The organism is Burkholderia sp. BCC0397, assembly GCF_902832865.1.
GTDB lineage: Bacteria > Pseudomonadota > Gammaproteobacteria > Burkholderiales > Burkholderiaceae > Burkholderia.
This window is the reverse complement of the sequence record NZ_CADFDL010000004.1, coordinates 519,218-538,067: the sequence shown is the minus strand read 5'-3', so window position 1 is coordinate 538,067 and position 18,850 is coordinate 519,218. Positions and strand designations below refer to the sequence as shown.

Genomic DNA, 18,850 nt, shown 5'->3' with positions numbered 1-18,850 from the left:
CCCGCGATCCCGCGACAGTCGGGGAACGCAGTCGCGCCGCGCGGCCCGCGCGATCAGTTGACGGCCGCGTGCGCCGCATCGGGCACGAGCCAGCGCGGCGGCACCTCGGGGCTCACCGTCACGCGGAACGCACGCGCCTCGCTGTCGCCCGGGTTGCGCAGGCTGTACGGCTGATCGGCATCGAATACGATCGCGTCGCCGGTCGCGAGCAACTGGCGGCGGTCGTGCACGCTGACTTCGAGCGTACCTTCGCTGACGACGAGGTTGACCGTCGTGCCGGGTGCGCGACGCGCGCCGGGCTCCGTATGCAGCGGCGCGATCCGCAGCTCGTGGAATTCGGCCGCGGCCGGCTCGCCTTCCGGATACAGCGCACGTGCCGAGAAGCGGCCGTTCGAGCTGACGACGCGCGACGCGCGCTCGGCCGCCAGGTGCTCGAAACCGTTCACCGCATGGCGTCGCAGGAACGCGGCGACCGACACCTTCAGCGCCGCGGCGATCTTGCAGAGCACCTTGATCGACGGCACGCTGCGCGCCGATTCGATCTGCGCGAGCATCGCGCGCGACACGCCGGACAGCCGCGCGAGCGCATCGAGCGACAGTTGCCGCTCGGCGCGCAAGCGCGCGAGATTCACGCCGACGACCTGCTCGAGCGCGTCGAGCGACGCGGACGCGCGCGGGTCGGCAGCATTGCCGGACTCGAAGGAAGACACGTCGCGCACGAGCGCCAGGGATGAAGACATAGCATTGCCTCCGGGCCGCTGCGCGGCCCTGCGTAGGGGGTAAGCCGGAATGGAATCGGGTTGCGCCAGTCATGGCGCGTATCGAGACGCTATCACCCGGCCTGGCACGGGCAAACGAAGTTATCTTCACACCGTTATCAGCATCGCGGAGGAATGCGTTTCTCGCGAACCTTTTCCTGCCGCTATGGCGTCGCCGCGCACGGCGCCACGGCGACGCTCACTGCGCCGCCTGCGCCGCGCCGCGCGCCGGGCCGCGCGCGTCGAGCCGCATCGCGAACCACGTGACGAGCAGCGCGACGAACGTCACCGCGACCGCCACCCACGGCAGCGCATCGAGCGCGAAGCCGTGTTCCAGCGCGAGGCCGCCGAGCCACGCGCCGCCCGCGTTGCCGACGTTGAACGCGCCGATATTCAGCGTCGACGCGAGATGCGGCGCGCTCGCGGCCTTCTCGACCACGCGCGCCTGCAGCGGCGGCACCGTCGCGAACGCAGCGATCCCCCAGACGAATACGGTGACGGCGGCCGCGACCGGCAGGTGGCTGGTCTTCGCGAACACGGCCATCACGGCCATCAGCGCGACGAGGATCGCGATCAGCGACGGCATCAGCGCGCGGTCGGCGAGCTTGCCGCCGATCGTATTGCCGACGGTCAGCCCCGCGCCGAACAGCACGAGGATCAAGGCGACCGCGCGCGGCGAATAGCCCGACACGGTTTCCAGAATCGGCGCGATGTACGTGAACACGACGAACACGCCGCCGAAGCCGAGCACGGTCATCAGCAGCGCGAGCCACACCTGCGGCTCCTTCAGCACGCGCACTTCGTGGCCGAGGCCGACCGGCCCGCTGTCGTGGCGGTTCGGCACCAGCGCGGCGACGCCGCCGAGCGCGAGCACGCCGAGCGCGGCGACGATCCAGAACGACGCGCGCCAGCCGAGCAACTGGCCGACGAACGTGCCGAACGGCACGCCGAGCACGTTCGACAGCGTGAGCCCGGTGAACATCAGCGCGATCGCGCTCGCGCGCTTGTCGGCCGGCACGAGCGACGCGGCGACCACCGCGCCGATGCCGAAGAACGAGCCGTGCGCGAACGACGTGACGACGCGCGCGACCATCAGCATCGCGTAGCCGGACGCGGTCGCGCACAGCACGTTGCCGACGATGAAGATCGCCATCAGCAACTGCAGCGCGGCCTTGCGCGGCATGCGGCTCGTCAGCACCGCGAGCAGCGGCGCGCCGACCGCGACGCCGAGCGCGTAGCCGGTGACGAGCAGGCCGGCTGACGGCAGCGACACGGCCAGGTCGTGCGCGACTTCGGGCAAGAGGCCCATGATGATGAATTCGGTGGTGCCGATGGCGAACGCGCTGATCGCGAGCGCCAGTAACGGAATGGGCATGACGTTCTCCGGAAGGCGGCGGCCGCGGCGCAGGATCGGTGCCGCACCGCACAAGAAAGCGGGATGTGCGCGCATTGTCCCGAAGACGCCTATATTTGATAATTGGCGTGGCTTTTGAACCATTTTCAAATATTTCTGGAAAATCGCATGGATCGACTGGGCGACATCCGGCTGTTCGTCGAGGCGGCGGAGCTCGGCAGCCTGTCCGCCGCCGGGCGCAAGCTGAACCTCACGCCGGCCGCCGCGAGCGCGCGGCTCGCGAAGCTCGAGGCGAAGATCGCGACGCGGCTGTTCGAACGCTCGACGCGGCAATTGCGGCTCACCGACGAAGGCAAGCTGTACCTGAACTGCTGCCGCCAGGCGCTGCAGGCGCTCGACGACGCGGATGCGATGCTGCAGGAAGGCCGCAACGTCGTGAGCGGCAAGGTGCGGCTGTCGTCGACGTCCGATTTCGGCCGCCACCAGCTGCTCGACTGGCTCGACGAATTCACGACGCTGCATCCGGGCGTCACGTTCTCGCTGACGGCGTCCGATTCGTCGTCGAACCTGTGGCAGGACGAGATCGATCTCGCGATCCGCTTCGCCGCGCCGCCCGACGGCGCGCTGATCGCCCGCCGACTCGCGACCAACCGGCGCGTACTGTGCGCGGCGCCGTCGTTCGTCGAACGTCATGGCGTGCCGGCCGATCCGCACGATCTGGCCCGCTTTCCGTGCAACGTGATCACGATCGCGTCCGGTCCGATGAACACCTGGCACTTCACGCGCGGCGACGAAGTGCAGATCCACACGGTGCCCGTCGCGACCGCGTTCGAGACCAACGACGGCGGCCTCACGCGCGAATGGACGCTGCGCGGCCACGGCATTGCGCTGAAGTCGCTGTGGGACATCGCCGACGACGTCCGCGCGGGCCGGCTGCGCGTGCTGCTGCCCGACTGGCGGCACCAGGACGCGCCGCTGCACGCGATCTATCACAGCAAGCGCTACATGGCGCCGCGCGTGCGCGTGCTGCTCGACTTTCTCGCCGAACGCTTCGCGCGCGAGGAAGCCGCGCTCGACGACCTGCTGAACGCATGCCGCTGACGGTCGACCCGCCGCCATCGAGGGGTCGGAACCCGGAAGCCGGCGTCGCGCGCCCGCAACCGGCCGCCCGTCCGTCGTGGCGTGAAAAGCTATAATGGAAGGCTTTCCCGACGGCCTCTCCTGCTGGATGCGCGCGATTCGCGTGCAGCGCACGGCCGTCCCGATTCACTCTTGACGACGCCCCCAGGTCAACCACTGCGAACGGCGAATCCCCATGACCAAGAAAGTTTACGTAAAGACCTTCGGCTGCCAGATGAACGAGTACGACTCGGACAAGATGGTGGACGTCCTCAACGCGGCCGAAGGCCTCGAAAAGACCGACACGCCGGAAGACGCGGACATCATCCTGTTCAACACGTGCTCGGTGCGTGAAAAGGCGCAGGAGAAGGTGTTCTCCGATCTCGGCCGCGTGCGCGAGCTGAAGGAAGCGAAGCCGGGCCTGCTGATCGGCGTCGGCGGCTGCGTCGCGAGCCAGGAAGGCGCGTCGATCGTGTCGCGCGCGCCGTACGTCGACCTCGTGTTCGGCCCGCAAACCCTGCACCGCCTGCCGCAGATGATCGACGCGCGCCGCGCGAGCGGCCGCGCGCAGGTCGACATCACGTTCCCCGAAATCGAGAAGTTCGACCACCTGCCGCCCGCGCGCGTCGAGGGGCCGAGCGCGTTCGTGTCGATCATGGAAGGCTGCTCGAAGTACTGCAGCTACTGCGTGGTGCCGTACACGCGCGGCGATGAAGTGTCGCGCCCGCTCGACGACGTGCTGACCGAAGTGGCCGGCCTCGCCGACCAGGGCGTGCGCGAAGTCACGCTGCTCGGCCAGAACGTGAACGCCTACCGCGGCGCGCTGACGGCCGGTTCGACCGACATCGCCGATTTCGCGACGCTGATCGAATACGTCGCCGACATCCCCGGCATCGAGCGGATCCGCTACACGACGTCGCACCCGAAGGAATTCACGCAGCGCCTGATCGACACCTACGCGAAGGTGCCGAAGCTCGTGAGCCACCTGCACCTGCCGGTCCAGCACGGCTCCGACCGCATCCTGATGGCGATGAAGCGCGGCTACACGGTGCTCGAATACAAGTCGGTGATCCGCAAGCTGCGCGCGATCCGCCCCGACCTGTCGCTGTCCACCGACATGATCGTCGGCTTCCCCGGCGAGACCGAGGACGATTTCGACAAGATGATGGCGCTCGTGCACGAGATGAGCTACGACACCAGCTTCTCGTTCATCTACAGCCCGCGCCCCGGCACGCCGGCCGCGAACCTGCACGACGACACGCCGCGCGAGGTCAAGCTCAAACGCCTGCAACATCTGCAGGCGACGATCGAGGAGAACGTCGCGCGCATCAGCCAGTCGATGGTCGGGAAGGTCGAGCGGATTCTCGTCGAGGGCCCGTCGCGCAAGGACCCGAACGAACTCGCGGGCCGCACCGAGAACAACCGGGTCGTGAATTTCCCGGCGCCGCTCGCGTCGCACCCGCGCCTGATCGGCCAGATGATCGACGTGAAGATCAACCATGCGTACCCGCACTCGCTGCGCGGCGAGCTCGTGCTCGTCAGCGACGACGCGAGCACGGCCACCCACTGACCGACTGACGCCCGACAGGAGCCCGACGCTACTTTGAAGACCGTCCAAGCACTGGAATTCACCGCCCCGCGCGACGACAACGCGCGCCTCGCCAACCTCTGCGGCCCGCTCGACGAAAACCTGCGGCAGATCGAACAGGCGCTCGACGTCACGCTCGCGCGGCGCGGCCACCGGATCACGATCCGCGGGCGCGGCGCCAAGCTCGCGCTCGCCGCGCTCGAAAACTTCTACAACCGCGCGCGCGATCCGCTGTCGGTCGACGACATCCAGCTCGCGCTGGTCGAAGTGCGCCACACGGCCGGCAACGGCCGCCAGGAACCGCTCGACGTGCGCTTTCGCGGCGACCCCGACCATCCGTTCGACGAACCCGTCGCGCAGCTCGACGCCAGCGAGCCGGACGAAGAGCCGGGGCCGAAGCTCTACACGCGGCGCGCCGACCTGCGCGGCCGCACGCCCGCCCAGCGCGAATACCTGAAGCAGATCCTGTCGCACGACGTGACGTTCGGCATCGGGCCGGCCGGCACCGGCAAGACCTACCTCGCGGTCGCGTGCGCGGTCGACGCGCTCGAGCGCGACCAGGTCAAGCGGATCGTGCTGACGCGCCCGGCCGTCGAGGCCGGCGAGCGGCTCGGCTTCCTGCCGGGCGATCTCGCGCAGAAGGTCGACCCGTACCTGCGGCCGCTGTACGACGCGCTGTACGACCTGCTCGGCTTCGACAAGACGGCCAAGATGTTCGAGCGCCAGATGATCGAGATCGCGCCGCTCGCGTACATGCGCGGCCGCACGCTGAACCACGCGTTCATCATCCTCGACGAGGCGCAGAACACGACGCCCGAGCAGATGAAGATGTTCCTCACGCGGATCGGCTTCGGCTCGAAGGCGGTCGTGACCGGCGACACGAGCCAGGTCGACCTGCCGCGCGGCCACAAGAGCGGCCTCGTCGAGGCGCAGCAGGTGCTCGGCGGCGTGCGCGGCATCGCGCTCACGCGCTTCACGAGCGTGGACGTGGTGCGCCATCCGCTCGTCGCGCGCATCGTCGAGGCGTACGACGAATTCCACGCGCAGCATCAGGACGGCTGAGCGGCGGCGCCCGCGCGCAGCCCCCCCGGCCTGCCGGCCCGGCCCGCCAGACGGCGCGCCGGGCTTTTTTTCGCCCGCGCGCGGCCCGGGCGAATTCGGGCGCGATCGGCCGTTTGGTGTATCCTCAACGCGTCCCAATCGCCGCACGCGTCATGAAATCCTCCCGTTCCCGCAAGTCCGGCCGCGCCCCGTCCGCCGCGTCCGAATCCCCCCGCCTTTCGCTGTTCGACGCGAAGGGCAAAGCCCGGACCGTCAACGCGCAAGGGCTGCGGATCGACTTCCCGGACGGCCGCAGCCTGATGTTCGACCTGTCGGGCAGCTCGGGCGATGCGGCTGTCGCGATCGTCGCGCAGCACAACGATCCGGCGATGCGCGCGAAGCTCGCGCTGCAGCCCGAGCATTACGACAGCGTGACGCTGCACGTCGGCGCCGAATTCGCGCCGCGCGAGGACGACCCCGAAGACGAGCCGCGCGCGCTGGAATTCGACCTGTCCGTGCAGTACGGTGACGAAATCACGAGCGACGTGCGCAAGACGCTGCCCAAACGCAAGCTGATCGCCGAATGGATCGAGCCGGCGCTGTTCGCGAGCGCGCAGCTCACCGTGCGCTTCGTCGGCGAAAACGAAGGCCGTACGCTGAACGCCGGCTACCGCCACAAGGACTATCCGACCAACGTGCTGACCTTCGCGTACGACCCGGCGCCCGACGGCACCGTGATCGGCGACCTCGTGCTGTGCTGCCCGGTGGTCGAGAAGGAAGCGCACGACCAGGGCAAGCCGCTCATGGCCCATTACGCGCACCTGCTGGTGCACGGCGCGCTGCACGCGCAGGGCTACGACCACGAGACGAGCGACGAGGACGCGGCCGAAATGGAAGCGCTCGAAGTCGACATCCTCGCGAAACTGGGTTTCCCGAACCCGTACCAGTAAGCCGTTCGCCCGATGCGTAACCCCGCGATGCTGCCGCCCGCCTACCCGCCATCGATCGGCGAAGGCCGTCTGCTGACGGAAGACGAGCTCGCGGCGTCGCTCGCGCACACGATGCGCGACTGGGACGGCCGACAGGATCTCTGGCTGTTCGGCTATGGCTCGCTGATCTGGAACCCCGGGCTGCCGACCGTCGCCGCCGTGCGCGGCAAGGTGCACGGCTATCACCGCGGGCTCTACCTGTGGTCGCGCGTGAACCGCGGCACGCCCGAACGGCCGGGCCTCGTGCTCGCGCTCGATCGCGGCGGCTCGTGCTCGGGCATCGCATTCCGGCTCTCCGGGCCGACCGCGCAGCCGCATCTCGAGACCTTGTGGAAGCGCGAGATGCCGATGGGCTCGTACCGGCCCGCGTGGCTGCCGTGCTCGCTCGAGACCGGCGAACGCGTGAACGCGCTCGCGTTCGTGATGCGCCGCGACGCACCGACCTATACGGGCAAGCTGACCGACCCCGTCGTGAAGGAAGTGTTCGGCTGCGCGGCCGGCCGCTACGGCACGACGCTCGACTACGTGAGCCGCACGGTCGACGCGCTGCGCGCGAGCGGCATCCCCGACCGCGCGCTGGAAGGGTTGCTGGCGCGATGCCGGTGATCCGACACGACGCGCGGCCTGCCGGCCCGCGCATCCGCACGAGGACACGCCCGATGAAACCGTCACGCTGGTCGCGTTGCAGGATCGCCGCGCTGCTCGTCGCCGCGAGCGTCGCGCTGTCCGGCTGCGGGATACTCGGCTGCGGCGGCGCCGCGACCAACGGCGCGGCCGCCGGCGGCTGCTCGGCCGGCATGCGGTTCTGAGCATCGGCGCCGGCGGCGCCCGCCTGCGGCAGAATGCCGCCGTCACCGGCCGTTTCCCGCGTCGGGACGCGCTGCCGTTCCCGCCGCCGTTTTTTGGCCGCCGCGCCCCGCCAGCTCTTTCTGCGATAGGATGGACCCGAGGACGACGTCGCGCCCGGCGCGGCCGTCCGCGAGCGGGGCCCGCGCGAGCCGCCCATCCTGGCCGTGCGGCCGGGTGACACGGCCGCGTCGTGCCCTTGGTGTATCCTTGCCTACTCCGTGACCGCGCGCCCCGGCATGACCCGGGCGCACCACCATGAACGATTCGTATCCCAGTCGTAAGCCAACCGACAAACCGCAAGAAAAGCGCTCGCTGCTCGAGCGCCTGACCGACTTCATCTCGCCCGAGCCCGAATCCCGCGGCGAGTTGCTGGAAATCCTCCAGGACGCCCACGAACGCAACCTGATCGACGCCGATTCGCTGTCGATGATCGAAGGCGTGTTCCAGGTCTCCGATCTGTGCGCGCGCGACATCATGGTGCCGCGCGCGCAGATGGACGCGATCAACATCGCCGACAAGCCCGAGGATTTCATCCCGTTCGTCCTCGAAAAGGCGCACTCGCGCTATCCGGTGTACGAGGAGAACCGCGACAACGTGATCGGCGTGCTGCTCGCGAAGGATCTGCTGCGCTTCTACGCCGAGGAAGAGTTCGACGTGCGCGGGATGCTGCGCCCGGCCGTGTTCATTCCGGAATCGAAGCGCCTGAACGTGCTGCTGCACGACTTCCGCGTGAACCGCAACCACCTGGCGATCGTCGTCGACGAATACGGCGGCGTCGCGGGCCTGATCACGATCGAGGACGTGCTCGAACAGATCGTCGGCGACATCGAGGACGAATACGACTTCGACGAGGAAGCCGGCAACATCATCTCGGGGCCGGACGGCCGCTACCGCGTGCGCGCGCTCACCGAGATCGAGCAGTTCAACGAGGTGTTCGGCACCGATTTCCCCGACGACGAAGTCGACACGATCGGCGGGCTGATCACCCATCATTTCGGACGCGTACCGCACCGCGGCGAGAAGCTGCAGCTCGGCAACCTCGTGTTCGAAATCCAGCGCGGCGATGCGCGCCAGGTTCATGTGCTGCTGGTGCGCCGCAACCCGCTCGCCAGCCGTCGCGCCGAAACCTCGCACGAAGACTGACCGTACCGCGCCAGCCGCGCCTCCTTCAACCGTTCGCCCTCTTCCGCTTCACATGGACGATCCGATCCCGTCCCGCCCGGCTGGCGGCCTTCTCGCGCCGGCGCCCGGCCGCGCGCTGCCGCGCTGGCACTATCCGGCCGCGCTGCTCGCCGGCGCGGCCAATACGCTCAGCTTCGCGCCCACGCCGCATGGCGGCTGGCTGCAACTCGTCGTATTCGTCTGGTTTTTCGCGCAGCTGACGCGCACGTCGAGCTGGCGCGGCGCCGCGCTCACCGGCGGCGCGTTCGGCTTCGGCAACTTCATCAGCGGCGTCTGGTGGCTCTACATCAGCATGCACGTGTACGGCGAGATGGCCGCGCCGCTCGCGGGCGGCGCGCTCGTGCTGTTCTCGCTGTACCTGTCGCTGTACCCGGCGTTCTCGGCCGGGCTGTGGTCGTTCTGCGCGGGCCATGCGTGGCATCGCCGCGACCCCGACCCGCGGCCGTTCTCGCCGACCTGGCACGGCGCGTTCGCATTCGCGAGCGCGTGGGCGCTCGGCGAATGGCTGCGCGGCACCGTGTTCACCGGATTTCCCTGGCTCGGCAGCGGCTACCCGCAGGTCGACGGCCCGTTCGCGGGCTTTGCGCCGGTGGTCGGCGTGTACGGGATCGCGTGGGTGCTCGCGCTGTTCGCCGCACTGGTCGTGCAGGCGCTCGCCGCCGCCCGCCCGTCGCCGGTGCGTGACAGCGGAGCAGGCGCATCGAACGGCAACGCCCGCGTGCGCATCGCGGCGCCGGCCGGCATCGCCGTCGCGCTCGTCGCGGCCGGCCTCGGGCTGTCGCAGGTCACGTGGACCGTGCCCGCGAACGCACCGCTCACCGTGCGGCTGCTGCAGGGCAACGTGAAGCAGGACATCAAGTTCGAGCAGGAAGGCATCGACGCGGCGATCAAGATGTACCAGCAGATGATCGTCGAGAAGCCGGCCGACCTGATCGTCACGCCCGAGACCGCGATCGCGGTGATGATCCAGGAACTGCCCGAACCGTTCGCCGTCGCGATCCGCAAGTTCAGCGACACGACCGGGTCGGCCGTGCTGTTCGGCGCGGTCGGCGCGTCGGTGACCGAGGACCGCCACTACGTCGACTACACGAACAGCCTGTACGGCGTGACGCCGAATTCGCGCGACATCTATCACTACGACAAGCATCACCTCGTGCCCTTCGGCGAATTCATTCCGTGGGGCTTCCGCTGGTTCGTCAACCTGATGAAGATGCCGCTCGGCGACTTCGCGCGCGGCGCGCCGGTGCAGAAGCCGTTCCTCGTGCACAACCAGCCGGTAATGGCCGACATCTGCTACGAGGACTTGTTCGGCGAGGAAATCGCCGCGACGATCCGCGACAACCCGCAACCGCCCGGCGTGCTCGTCAACGTGACGAATCTCGCGTGGTTCGGCGACACGATCGCGCTCGACCAGCATCTGCAGATCGCCCGGATGCGCTCGCTCGAAACGGGCCGGCCGATGCTGCGTTCGACCAACACCGGGATGACGGCCGCGATCGACGCGCACGGCCGCGTGCTCGGCCAGTTGAAGCCGTTCACGATCGGCTCGCTCGACGTGCGGATCGAAGGCACGAGCGGCTTCACGCCGTACGTGACGAGCGGCAACAACATCGTGCTCGCGGTGTCGTTCGTGCTGCTCGCGTTCGGCTTCACGTTCGGGCCCGGGCTGCGCCGGCGCAATAGCCGGCAGCCCGGCGACGACGAAGCGCAATGACGCAACGGGGCCGCTGCCGCGCGCGGCGGCCCGTGACCGCGAACCGGCCGGCCGTTCAGGCCTGCCGGGCCGACCGGTCCGATTGATCCAATCGATCCGGCTGCGCGGCGAGGCCCCGCAGGTCGCGGCTCACTTCTTCCAGCACCGGCGCCCACGCGCCGAACGTCGGCTGCCGGTACAACGTCGCGGTCGGATACCACGGGCTGTCCCGGCGATCGAGCAGCCACGGCCAGTGCGGATTCACGTCGAGCAGCACCCAGGTGCGCGCGCCGAGCGCGCCTGCCAGGTGCGCGACCGACGTGCACACGGTGATCACGAGATCCAGCGCGCCGATGAACGCGGCCGTATCGTCGAAGCGCTTCAATTCGTCCGTGTAGTCTTCGATCGCGAAACCGGCCGCGCGCACGGCGGCGACATCCTCGTCCGCCCCCGGCTGCAGCGAATAGAACGTGACGCCATCGAGGCCGCGAAACGCGTCGGCATAGCGTTCGAGCCCGACGCGCCGGAACGGATTGCGCTGATGGCCCGCGCTGCCCGTCCACACGAGCCCGACCTTCAGCCGGCTCCCGCCCGCGAGCCGCGCGCGCCATGCGTCGCGTGCGCCCGGTTCGGCGCGCAGGTACGGCACCGACTCGGCGAGCGTCGATGCCGCCATGCCGAGCATCAGCGGCAGGCCGATCAGCGGCACTTCGTAATCGAATGCCGGCAGCGCGTCGACGCCGCCGCCCGCGCCGAACGCGTCCGCGTGCGCGCCGAGGCTGCGCTGCATCAGCGCGCCGAGCGCCGGAAACGTATTCCACGCGAGCCGGCCGCCCTCGCGATGCACGCGTTCGGCGAGCGGCGCGACGAAGCGGCAGAACTGCAGCACGTCGCCGAGCCCCTGCTCGCCCCACACCAGCAGCGTCTTGCCGGCGAGCGACTCGCCCTGCCAGCGCGGGCCCGGCAGCGCCGGCCGGCGGCCGCGCAACTCGCCCGCGCCGTCCCAGCGCGCCTCGTGGCCGCGCCAGCCGGCCGCGTAGTTGCCGCGCACGAGCTGGATGATCGCGAGGTTGAAGCGGAACGACGCATCGTCGGGCGCCAGCTCGCACGCACGCGCCGCATGGCGCTCGGCATCGTCCCAGCGCTGCGCCTCCTTCATCGCCATCGCGACGTTGTTCATCGCGAGCGCGTTGTCGGGCGCGAGGTCGGCGAGCCGCGCGGCGCACGCGAGCGCACCGTCCAGGTCGTGCGTCGCGATCCGTGCGACGACGAGGTTGATCCACGCCTGCACGTCGCGCGGATCGTGCTTCACCGCCGCGTCGAGCAACGCGATCTCCTCCGCGCGATCGGCGCCCGACAAGCGCAGCGCAATCGCGAGGTTGTTGCGCAGCGACGGCCAGCCGGCATCGATCGCGAGCGCCGCGCGGTACGGCGCGACCGCATCCGCGTGACGGCCGGCCATCTGCAGCGCGTAGCCGTGGTTGAAATGCGTGGCCGCGCCCGGCTGCGCACGCGCCGCGCATTCGGCAAGCGCAACCGCGTCGGCCGTGCGCTGTCGAGCAACCAGCGTGGCCGTGAACTGCGCGATCGCCGCCGCATCGACCGCATGCAGATGGGCGGCGGCGGCCAGCCACAGATCGTGCGCGGCGCGCTCGCCGCGCGCGTGCGCGTCGGCCGCCTGCCCGAGCAGCGCGAGGAACGGCGGAAGCAGCGGAATCAGAATGTCGGTGGGTTCGTCCATGCAATCGGCATCGGCAAGCGGTGACGCGGCACGCATCGCGCGCGCCGCAATACGCGCATCTTACCGCCCGCACGAAGCGCCGCGGCATGGGCCGCCACGCCCGTGTGCGCACGCTGCCGGAGCGGTGCGGCGGTGCCCGCATCCGCCTTCCGGCCGCATCCGGCCGCCGATCCGGTAAAATTACGCGTTTCAGCACACTAACAAGCCGCGCCGCCGCGCGAGCCGACCCTCCGGGCCCGCCCGGAGCGCCGCCCGCAACGGAGCGCCAGCGCCACGAAGGCTCTTCATGCTTACGTTTCAGCAAATCATCCTGACGCTGCAGTCCTACTGGGACAAGCAGGGTTGCGCCCTGCTCCAGCCCATCGACATGGAAGTCGGCGCGGGCACGTCGCACGTCCACACGTTCCTGCGCGCGGTCGGCCCCGAGCCGTGGCGCGCCGCGTACGTGCAGCCGTCGCGCCGCCCGAAGGACGGCCGCTACGGCGAAAACCCGAACCGCCTGCAGCACTACTACCAGTACCAGGTCGTGCTCAAGCCGGCGCCGGAAAACATCCTCGACCTGTACCTCGGCTCGCTCGCAGCGCTCGGCTTCGACCTGAAGCAGAACGACGTGCGCTTCGTCGAGGACGACTGGGAGAACCCGACGCTCGGCGCGTGGGGGCTCGGCTGGGAAGTGTGGCTGAACGGGATGGAAGTCACGCAGTTCACGTATTTCCAGGAAGTCGGCGGCCTCGAATGCAAGCCGGTGCTCGGCGAGATCACGTACGGCCTCGAGCGCCTCGCGATGTACCTGCAGAAGGTCGAGAACGTGTACGACCTCGTGTGGACCGAGTGGGAAGAGCAAGGCCCGAACGGCCCCGAGCTGCGCCGCCTGTCGTATGGCGACGTGTACCACCAGAACGAGGTCGAGCAGTCGACCTACAACTTCGAGCACGCGAACGTCGACCTGCTGTTCACATTCTTCAACAGCTACGAAGCGGAAGCGAAGAAGATGATCGACGCGCAGCTCGCGCTGCCCGCGTACGAACTCGTGCTGAAGGCCGGCCACACGTTCAACCTGCTCGACGCGCGCGGCGCGATCTCGGTCACCGAGCGGGCAGCGTACATCGGCCGCATCCGCGCGCTGTCGCGTCTCGTCGCGCAGGCTTACTACGACTCGCGCGAGAAGCTCGGCTTCCCGATGCTCGGCAACCCGCCGGGCGTGCCGGGCCTCACCACCGACGCCCAGGACGCCGCGCAACCGGCATGGGCGCCGCCGCTCAAGGTCGAACGCAAGATCGATCAGGACTGACGAGACGAGATTCATTCCAACCATGACGCATAATCATCCCGCCCCCCTGCTCGTCGAACTGCTGACCGAAGAGCTGCCGCCGAAGGCCCTCGCGCGCCTCGGCGACGCATTCGCCGAAGGTCTCGCGCAACGCCTCGCGGCGCGCGACCTCGTCGAAGGCGAACTCGTGTTCGAACGCTACGCCACGCCGCGCCGCCTCGCGGTCGTCGTGCAGAACGTACGCGCGGTCGCGCCTGACAAACAGGTCCGAGAAAAGGTCCTGCCCGTATCGGTCGCGCTCGACGCCGAAGGCAAGCCGACGGCCCCGCTCGCGAAGAAGCTCGCGGCGCTCGGCCACCCGAACGCGTCGATCACCGATCTCGAGCGCGCGCAGGACGGCAAGGCCGAAGCGTTCTTCATCAACTATTCGGCGGCCGGCGCCACGCTCGCCGACGGCCTGCAGGCCGCGCTCGACGAAGCGCTCGCGAAACTGCCGATCCCGAAATTCATGACGTACCAGCGCCCGGACGGCTCGGACGTGAAGTTCGTGCGCCCGGTGCATCGCCTGACGGTGCTGCACGACGACCGCGTCGTGCCCGTCACCGCGTTCGGCGTCGACGCCGGCGACACCACGCTCGGCCACCGCTTCCTGTCCGACGGCCTCGTCGCGATCCAGCATGCCCGCGCGTACGCCGACACGCTGCGCGACAAGGGCCGCGTGATCGCGCACTTCGCCGATCGCCGCGAAACGATCCGCACGCAACTGAACGAACATGCGAACGGCGACACGGTCGTGATGCCCGAATCGCTGCTCGACGAAGTGACGTCGCTGGTCGAATGGCCGGTCGTCTACCCGTGCCGCTTCGAGGACGAATTCCTGCAGGTGCCGCAGGAATGCCTGATCCTCACGATGCAGACGAACCAGAAGTATTTCGCGCTGACCGACGTCGCCGGCAAGCTGCGCTCGCGCTTCCTGATCGTGTCGAACATCGAGACGAAGACGCCGGGCGAGATCATCGAAGGCAACGAGCGCGTCGTGCGCCCGCGTCTCGCCGATGCGAAGTTCTTCTTCGAGCAGGACAAGAAGAAGCCGCTCGCCGACCGCGTGCCGCAGCTCGCGAACGTCGTCTATCACAACAAGCTCGGTTCGGCGCTCGCACGCGTCGAGCGCCTCGAGGCGCTGGCCGGCGAAATCGCCCCGGCGATCGGCGCCGACACCGCGCACGCGAAGCGCGCCGCACGTCTCGCGAAGGCCGACCTGCTGACCGACATGGTCGGCGAGTTCCCGGAACTGCAGGGCACGATGGGCACGTACTACGCGCGCCACGACGGCGAAGCCGACGACGTCGCGCTCGCCTGCGCCGAGCACTACCAGCCGCGCTTCTCCGGCGACGCGCTGCCGACCACGCCGGTCTCGACCGCCGTCGCGCTCGCCGACAAGCTCGAAACGATCGTCGGCATCTGGGGCATCGGCCTCGCGCCGACCGGCGAGAAGGATCCGTTCGCGCTGCGCCGCCACGCGCTCGGCGTGCTGCGCCTGCTGCTCGAAAAGCAGCTGCCGCTCGACCTCGTCGCGCTGCTGCGCACGGCCTACGCACGCTTCGACGGCGTGCCGGGCGTCGCCGAATCGACCGACGCCATCTTCGCGTTCTTCATGGATCGCCTGCGCGGCCTGCTGCGCGAGCGCGGCTATTCGGCCGGCGAAATCGACGCGGTGCTGAGCCTGAACCCGACGCGCATCGACGATCTCGTCGCGCGCCTCGACGCGGTGCGCGAATTCACGCGCCTCGCGGAAGCCGAAGCGCTCGCGGCCGCGAACAAGCGGATCTCGAACATCCTGAAGAAGTCGGAAGGCGGCGCGAACGGCACGGTGCAGCCGGCGCTGCTCGTCGAGGCCGCCGAGAAGGCGCTGCACGAACAGCTCGCGGCCGTCACGCCGCACGTGCAGTCGCAGCTCGAGGCGCGTGCGTACACGGGCGCGCTGTCGGCGCTCGCCGCGCTGCGCGCGCCGGTCGACACGTTCTTCAACGACGTGATGGTCAACGCGGAAGATCCGGCACTGCGCGCGAACCGTCTCGCGCTGCTGTCCGCGCTGCACCAGCAGATGAACTGCGTCGCCGACATCTCGAAGCTCGCCGCATAAGGGCCGCACGATGCCGATCAGCCCCAACCGAAAGCTCGTCGTCCTCGATCGGGACGGCGTGATCAACGTCGATTCGGATGCGTTCATCAAGACGCCCGACGAATGGATCGCGCTGCCCGGCAGCTTCGAGGCGATCGCCCGGCTCAACCACGCGGGCTACCGCGTGGTCGTCGCGACCAACCAGTCCGGCATCGGTCGCGGGCTGTTCGACATGGCCGCGCTCAACGAGATGCACCTGAAAATGCATCGCGCGGCGGCCGCGGTCGGCGCGCGCATCGACGCGGTGTTCTTCTGCCCGCACACGGCCGAGGATCACTGCGACTGCCGCAAGCCGAAACCCGGCATGATGCAGATGATCGCCGAGCGCTTCGAGATCGATCCCGCTCACACGCCGGCCGTCGGCGATTCGCTGCGCGACCTGCAGGCCGGCGTCGCGGTCGGCTTCCAGCCGCACCTCGTGCTGACCGGCAAGGGCAAGAAGACGCTCGCCGCGGGCAATCTGCCGGACGGCACGACGGTCCACGACGACCTGCGCGCGTTCGCGCTCGACTTTCTTTCACACGAACACGAGTGATGCGGCTGCCGCGCGCATCCTCCCCAACGACAGACTCACGCCGATGCGCTTCGTCCGCTCCCTGCTGCTGCTGATCTACTTCATCGTGTACACGGTGCCGTACGCCACCGCGTGCTTCATCGCGTTCCCGTTCATGCGCCCCGACGCGCGCTACTGGATGGCGGCCGGCTGGTGCAAGTCGACGCTGTGGGTCGTGCGCTGGCTGAACGGCATCCGCTACCGGATCGAAGGGTTCGAGAACCTGCCCGACGGCCCGGCCGTGCTGCTGTCGAAGCACCAGTCCGCGTGGGAGACGCTCGCGTTTCCGGCGCTGATGCCCAAGCCGCTCTGCTACGTCTTCAAGCGCGAGCTGCTGTACGTGCCGTTCTTCGGCTGGGCGCTCGGGCTGCTGCACATGGTCAATATCAACCGCAAGGAAGGCAAGAACGCGTTCACCTCGGTGATCCGCCAAGGCAAGAAGCGCCTGTCGGAAGGCGCATGGATGATCATGTTCCCCGAAGGCACGCGCACGCCGGTCGGCAAGCAGGGCAAGTACAAGACGGGCGGCGCGCGCTTCGCGATCGAAACCGGCACGCCGGTCGTGCCGATCGCGCACAATGCAGGTCGTGTGTGGCCGCGCAACTCGTTCACGAAATTCCCGGGCGTCGTCACGGTGTCGATCGGCAAGCCGATCCCGAGCGACGGGCTGACGCCCGACGTATTGAACTCGCAGGTCGAAGCCTGGATCGAAGCGGAAATGCGCCGCATCGATCCCGATGCGTATCGTCAGGCGGGCAACGCCGGCACCCGCGATGCCGCGCGCGCCTGAAGCCCCGGATTGCAGCCGTTGCGTACGACAAAAAGAAGCGAACTGATGAAACAGCGTCCGCGGCCACGGCCTGCCGTCGTGGCCCTCGATCATCGACAGATGGATCTGCCGCTCTTCGACGGGCCGGCCGCGGCGCCGTCGGCGCCGGCCGCCCCGCCGGCGCCGCCCGAAGCCGCCCCCGCCGCGCCGCTCGATCCGGGCCCGGCCCCCGATCGCTCGCGCGTGCGCACGTTCGCGCTCGACAGCCGCGTGCTCGAATACCGGCTGAAACGCTCGGCGCGCCGCACGATCGGCTTCACGATCGACGGTAGCGGGCTGTCGATCACCGCACCGCGCTGGGTCACGCTCGCCGACATCGAAGCGGCGATCGCCGAGAAGCAACGCTGGATCTTCGCGAAGCTCACGGAGTGGAAGACGCGCACCGAGCAGCGCGCGCTGCCGCAGATCGACTGGCGCGACGGTGCGCAGCTGCCGTATCTCGGCAAGACGGTGACGATCGCGCTCGGCGCGGGCGCCGTCGCCTTCGACGCCGATGCGCTGCGGCTGTCGCTGCCGCTGCCCGTGCAGGCCGACATGCAGCAGATCAAGGATCGCGTGCAGGGCTGGCTGCAAGGCGAAGCGAAACGCATCTTCGGCGAACGCCTCGTGGTCTACGCGGAAAAGCTCGGCGTCACGTATTCGATGTATGCGCTGTCGTCGGCCGCGACGCGTTGGGGCAGTTGCTCGAGCGACGGCAAGATCCGCCTGAACTGGCGGCTGATCCATTTCCCGATGTCGATCATCGACTACGTCGTCGCGCACGAGCTGTCGCACCTGCGCGAAATGAACCACAGCCCGGCCTTCTGGCAGACCGTCGAATCGATCTTCCCCGAGTTCCGCGAAGCGCGGCACACGCTCAAGCATCACCCGCCCGAGCTGCTGCCGTCGCTGTAACGCCGTCAGTCACGACGTAAACGCCAAACGGGCGATGCGGATCACGCCGCATCGCCCGTTTTCGTTGCCCGCGACGCGCAACGCGCCGCGAACCGCTCATCCGGCGCTTACTTCTTCTGGATGAACTCGATCTTGTAGCCGTCCGGATCCTCGACGAACGCGATCACGGTCGTGCCGTGCTTCATCGGGCCCGCCTCGCGCGTGACCTTGCCGCCTTGCGCCTTGATCTTGTCGCAGGCCGCGTATGCATCGTCGACCGCCACCGCCAGATGGCCGAAGCCGTTGCCGAGATCGTAGGACGGCGTCTCCCAGTTGTGGGTCAGCTCGATCACGGTGCCCGTGCTCTCGTCTTCATAGCCGACGAACGCGAGCGTGAACTTGCCTTCCGGATAATCCTCGCGACGCAGCAGCTTCATGCCGAGCAATTCGGTGTAGAACTTGATCGAGCGGTCGAGATCGCCGACTCGCAGCATCGTATGCAGCAAACGCATGTGTTGTACTCCTGTGGGGACTTTCCAGAGCCGAGAATTCTACCGGAGTCGCCGAAAATCCGCTGGCCGCGGGCCTCCGCGAGACGTGACAGCCTTGTGGCCGCATGGATGACGCGACAACTATTGGCTCACGTGGGAAATAAAGAAAATACGAGGATTAACAGGAAATCTGCAGCACCGACGCAGCAAAAAGCGCATCGCATCAGCGATATTATTCAGATAAATCCACACAATATCGAGATATTTAAATATCTCAAAATAAATCAGATTGCCATCCCCAGAAACAATACATTATTATTGCAATTTCATTTTCATAT

17 protein-coding genes are annotated in these 18,850 nt (G+C 68.5%); 13 read left to right on the top strand and 4 right to left on the bottom strand.

All coding sequences use genetic code 11. The features are described 5' to 3' along the window. Positions 1-53: 53 nt before the first annotated feature. Positions 54-740, bottom strand: a complete 687-nt coding sequence (locus HWX03_RS16595; RefSeq protein ID WP_174433581.1) for an XRE family transcriptional regulator — start codon at positions 738-740, stop codon at positions 54-56. Positions 741-957: 217 nt separating this feature from the next. Further along, positions 958-2,133 carry an MFS transporter gene (locus HWX03_RS16590; RefSeq protein ID WP_174388580.1) on the bottom strand — a complete coding sequence of 392 codons (1,176 nt, stop codon included), beginning with the start codon at positions 2,131-2,133 and terminating at the stop codon, positions 958-960. Between the two features lie 147 nt (positions 2,134-2,280). Between HWX03_RS16590 and HWX03_RS16585 the strand changes: the two genes are divergently transcribed. From HWX03_RS16585 to lnt, 8 genes are all read left to right on the top strand, one after another. After that, on the top strand, positions 2,281-3,213 hold the full coding sequence (locus HWX03_RS16585; RefSeq protein ID WP_174433583.1) for a LysR family transcriptional regulator: 933 nt from the start codon (positions 2,281-2,283) through the stop codon (positions 3,211-3,213). A gap of 214 nt (positions 3,214-3,427) precedes the next feature. Continuing rightward, a complete protein-coding gene (gene miaB / locus HWX03_RS16580; protein ID WP_175871899.1) occupies positions 3,428-4,801 on the top strand; it encodes a tRNA (N6-isopentenyl adenosine(37)-C2)-methylthiotransferase MiaB in 1,374 nt (457 codons plus the stop codon). A gap of 33 nt (positions 4,802-4,834) precedes the next feature. Then, a complete protein-coding gene (locus tag HWX03_RS16575; RefSeq protein WP_174433585.1) occupies positions 4,835-5,881 on the top strand; it encodes a PhoH family protein in 1,047 nt (348 codons plus the stop codon). A gap of 152 nt (positions 5,882-6,033) precedes the next feature. Then, entirely contained in the window at positions 6,034-6,810 is a 777-nt protein-coding gene (gene ybeY, locus HWX03_RS16570) for an rRNA maturation RNase YbeY (RefSeq protein WP_175871898.1), read from the top strand. 12 nt (positions 6,811-6,822) lie between these two features. Next, on the top strand, positions 6,823-7,455 hold the full coding sequence (locus HWX03_RS16565; protein ID WP_175871897.1) for a gamma-glutamylcyclotransferase: 633 nt from the start codon (positions 6,823-6,825) through the stop codon (positions 7,453-7,455). A gap of 53 nt (positions 7,456-7,508) precedes the next feature. Further along, positions 7,509-7,658, top strand: coding sequence for a hypothetical protein (locus tag HWX03_RS16560; protein WP_171984331.1), 150 nt, complete (start codon positions 7,509-7,511; stop codon positions 7,656-7,658). 295 nt (positions 7,659-7,953) lie between these two features. Continuing rightward, positions 7,954-8,841 (top strand): transporter associated domain-containing protein, encoded by an 888-nt coding sequence (locus HWX03_RS16555; RefSeq protein WP_059504489.1) that lies wholly within the window; start codon positions 7,954-7,956, stop codon positions 8,839-8,841. A 52-nt stretch (positions 8,842-8,893) separates the two neighbouring features. Further along, positions 8,894-10,594 carry an apolipoprotein N-acyltransferase gene (gene lnt / locus HWX03_RS16550; protein ID WP_175871896.1) on the top strand — a complete coding sequence of 567 codons (1,701 nt, stop codon included), beginning with the start codon at positions 8,894-8,896 and terminating at the stop codon, positions 10,592-10,594. Between the two features lie 55 nt (positions 10,595-10,649). On the opposite strand, the gene HWX03_RS16545 is transcribed toward lnt, so the two are convergent. After that, positions 10,650-12,314 (bottom strand): hypothetical protein, encoded by a 1,665-nt coding sequence (locus HWX03_RS16545; protein WP_175871895.1) that lies wholly within the window; start codon positions 12,312-12,314, stop codon positions 10,650-10,652. A gap of 286 nt (positions 12,315-12,600) precedes the next feature. Between HWX03_RS16545 and glyQ the strand changes: the two genes are divergently transcribed. Genes glyQ through HWX03_RS16520 form a run of 5 tightly spaced genes read left to right on the top strand, consistent with a single transcriptional unit; the run spans position 12,601 to position 18,042 of the window. Beyond that, on the top strand, positions 12,601-13,605 hold the full coding sequence (glyQ, locus tag HWX03_RS16540) for a glycine--tRNA ligase subunit alpha (RefSeq protein ID WP_080681364.1): 1,005 nt from the start codon (positions 12,601-12,603) through the stop codon (positions 13,603-13,605). A gap of 22 nt (positions 13,606-13,627) precedes the next feature. Then, complete coding sequence (gene glyS / locus HWX03_RS16535) at positions 13,628-15,727, top strand: glycine--tRNA ligase subunit beta (RefSeq protein WP_175871894.1); 2,100 nt, start codon at positions 13,628-13,630, stop codon at positions 15,725-15,727. Positions 15,728-15,737: 10 nt separating this feature from the next. Further along, positions 15,738-16,301, top strand: a complete 564-nt coding sequence (gene gmhB, locus HWX03_RS16530) for a D-glycero-beta-D-manno-heptose 1,7-bisphosphate 7-phosphatase (RefSeq protein WP_175871893.1) — start codon at positions 15,738-15,740, stop codon at positions 16,299-16,301. A 43-nt stretch (positions 16,302-16,344) separates the two neighbouring features. Further along, the gene (locus HWX03_RS16525) at positions 16,345-17,109 is read left to right on the top strand and encodes a lysophospholipid acyltransferase family protein (protein WP_175871892.1); all 765 of its coding nucleotides are present in this window, start codon (positions 16,345-16,347) and stop codon (positions 17,107-17,109) included. Positions 17,110-17,154: 45 nt separating this feature from the next. Further along, positions 17,155-18,042 carry a SprT family zinc-dependent metalloprotease gene (locus tag HWX03_RS16520; protein ID WP_175822458.1) on the top strand — a complete coding sequence of 296 codons (888 nt, stop codon included), beginning with the start codon at positions 17,155-17,157 and terminating at the stop codon, positions 18,040-18,042. A 107-nt stretch (positions 18,043-18,149) separates the two neighbouring features. Here HWX03_RS16520 and gloA read toward each other — a convergent pair whose 3' ends face one another. Then, complete coding sequence (gloA, locus tag HWX03_RS16515) at positions 18,150-18,533, bottom strand: lactoylglutathione lyase (protein ID WP_174388591.1); 384 nt, start codon at positions 18,531-18,533, stop codon at positions 18,150-18,152. Positions 18,534-18,850: the final 317 nt, after the last annotated feature.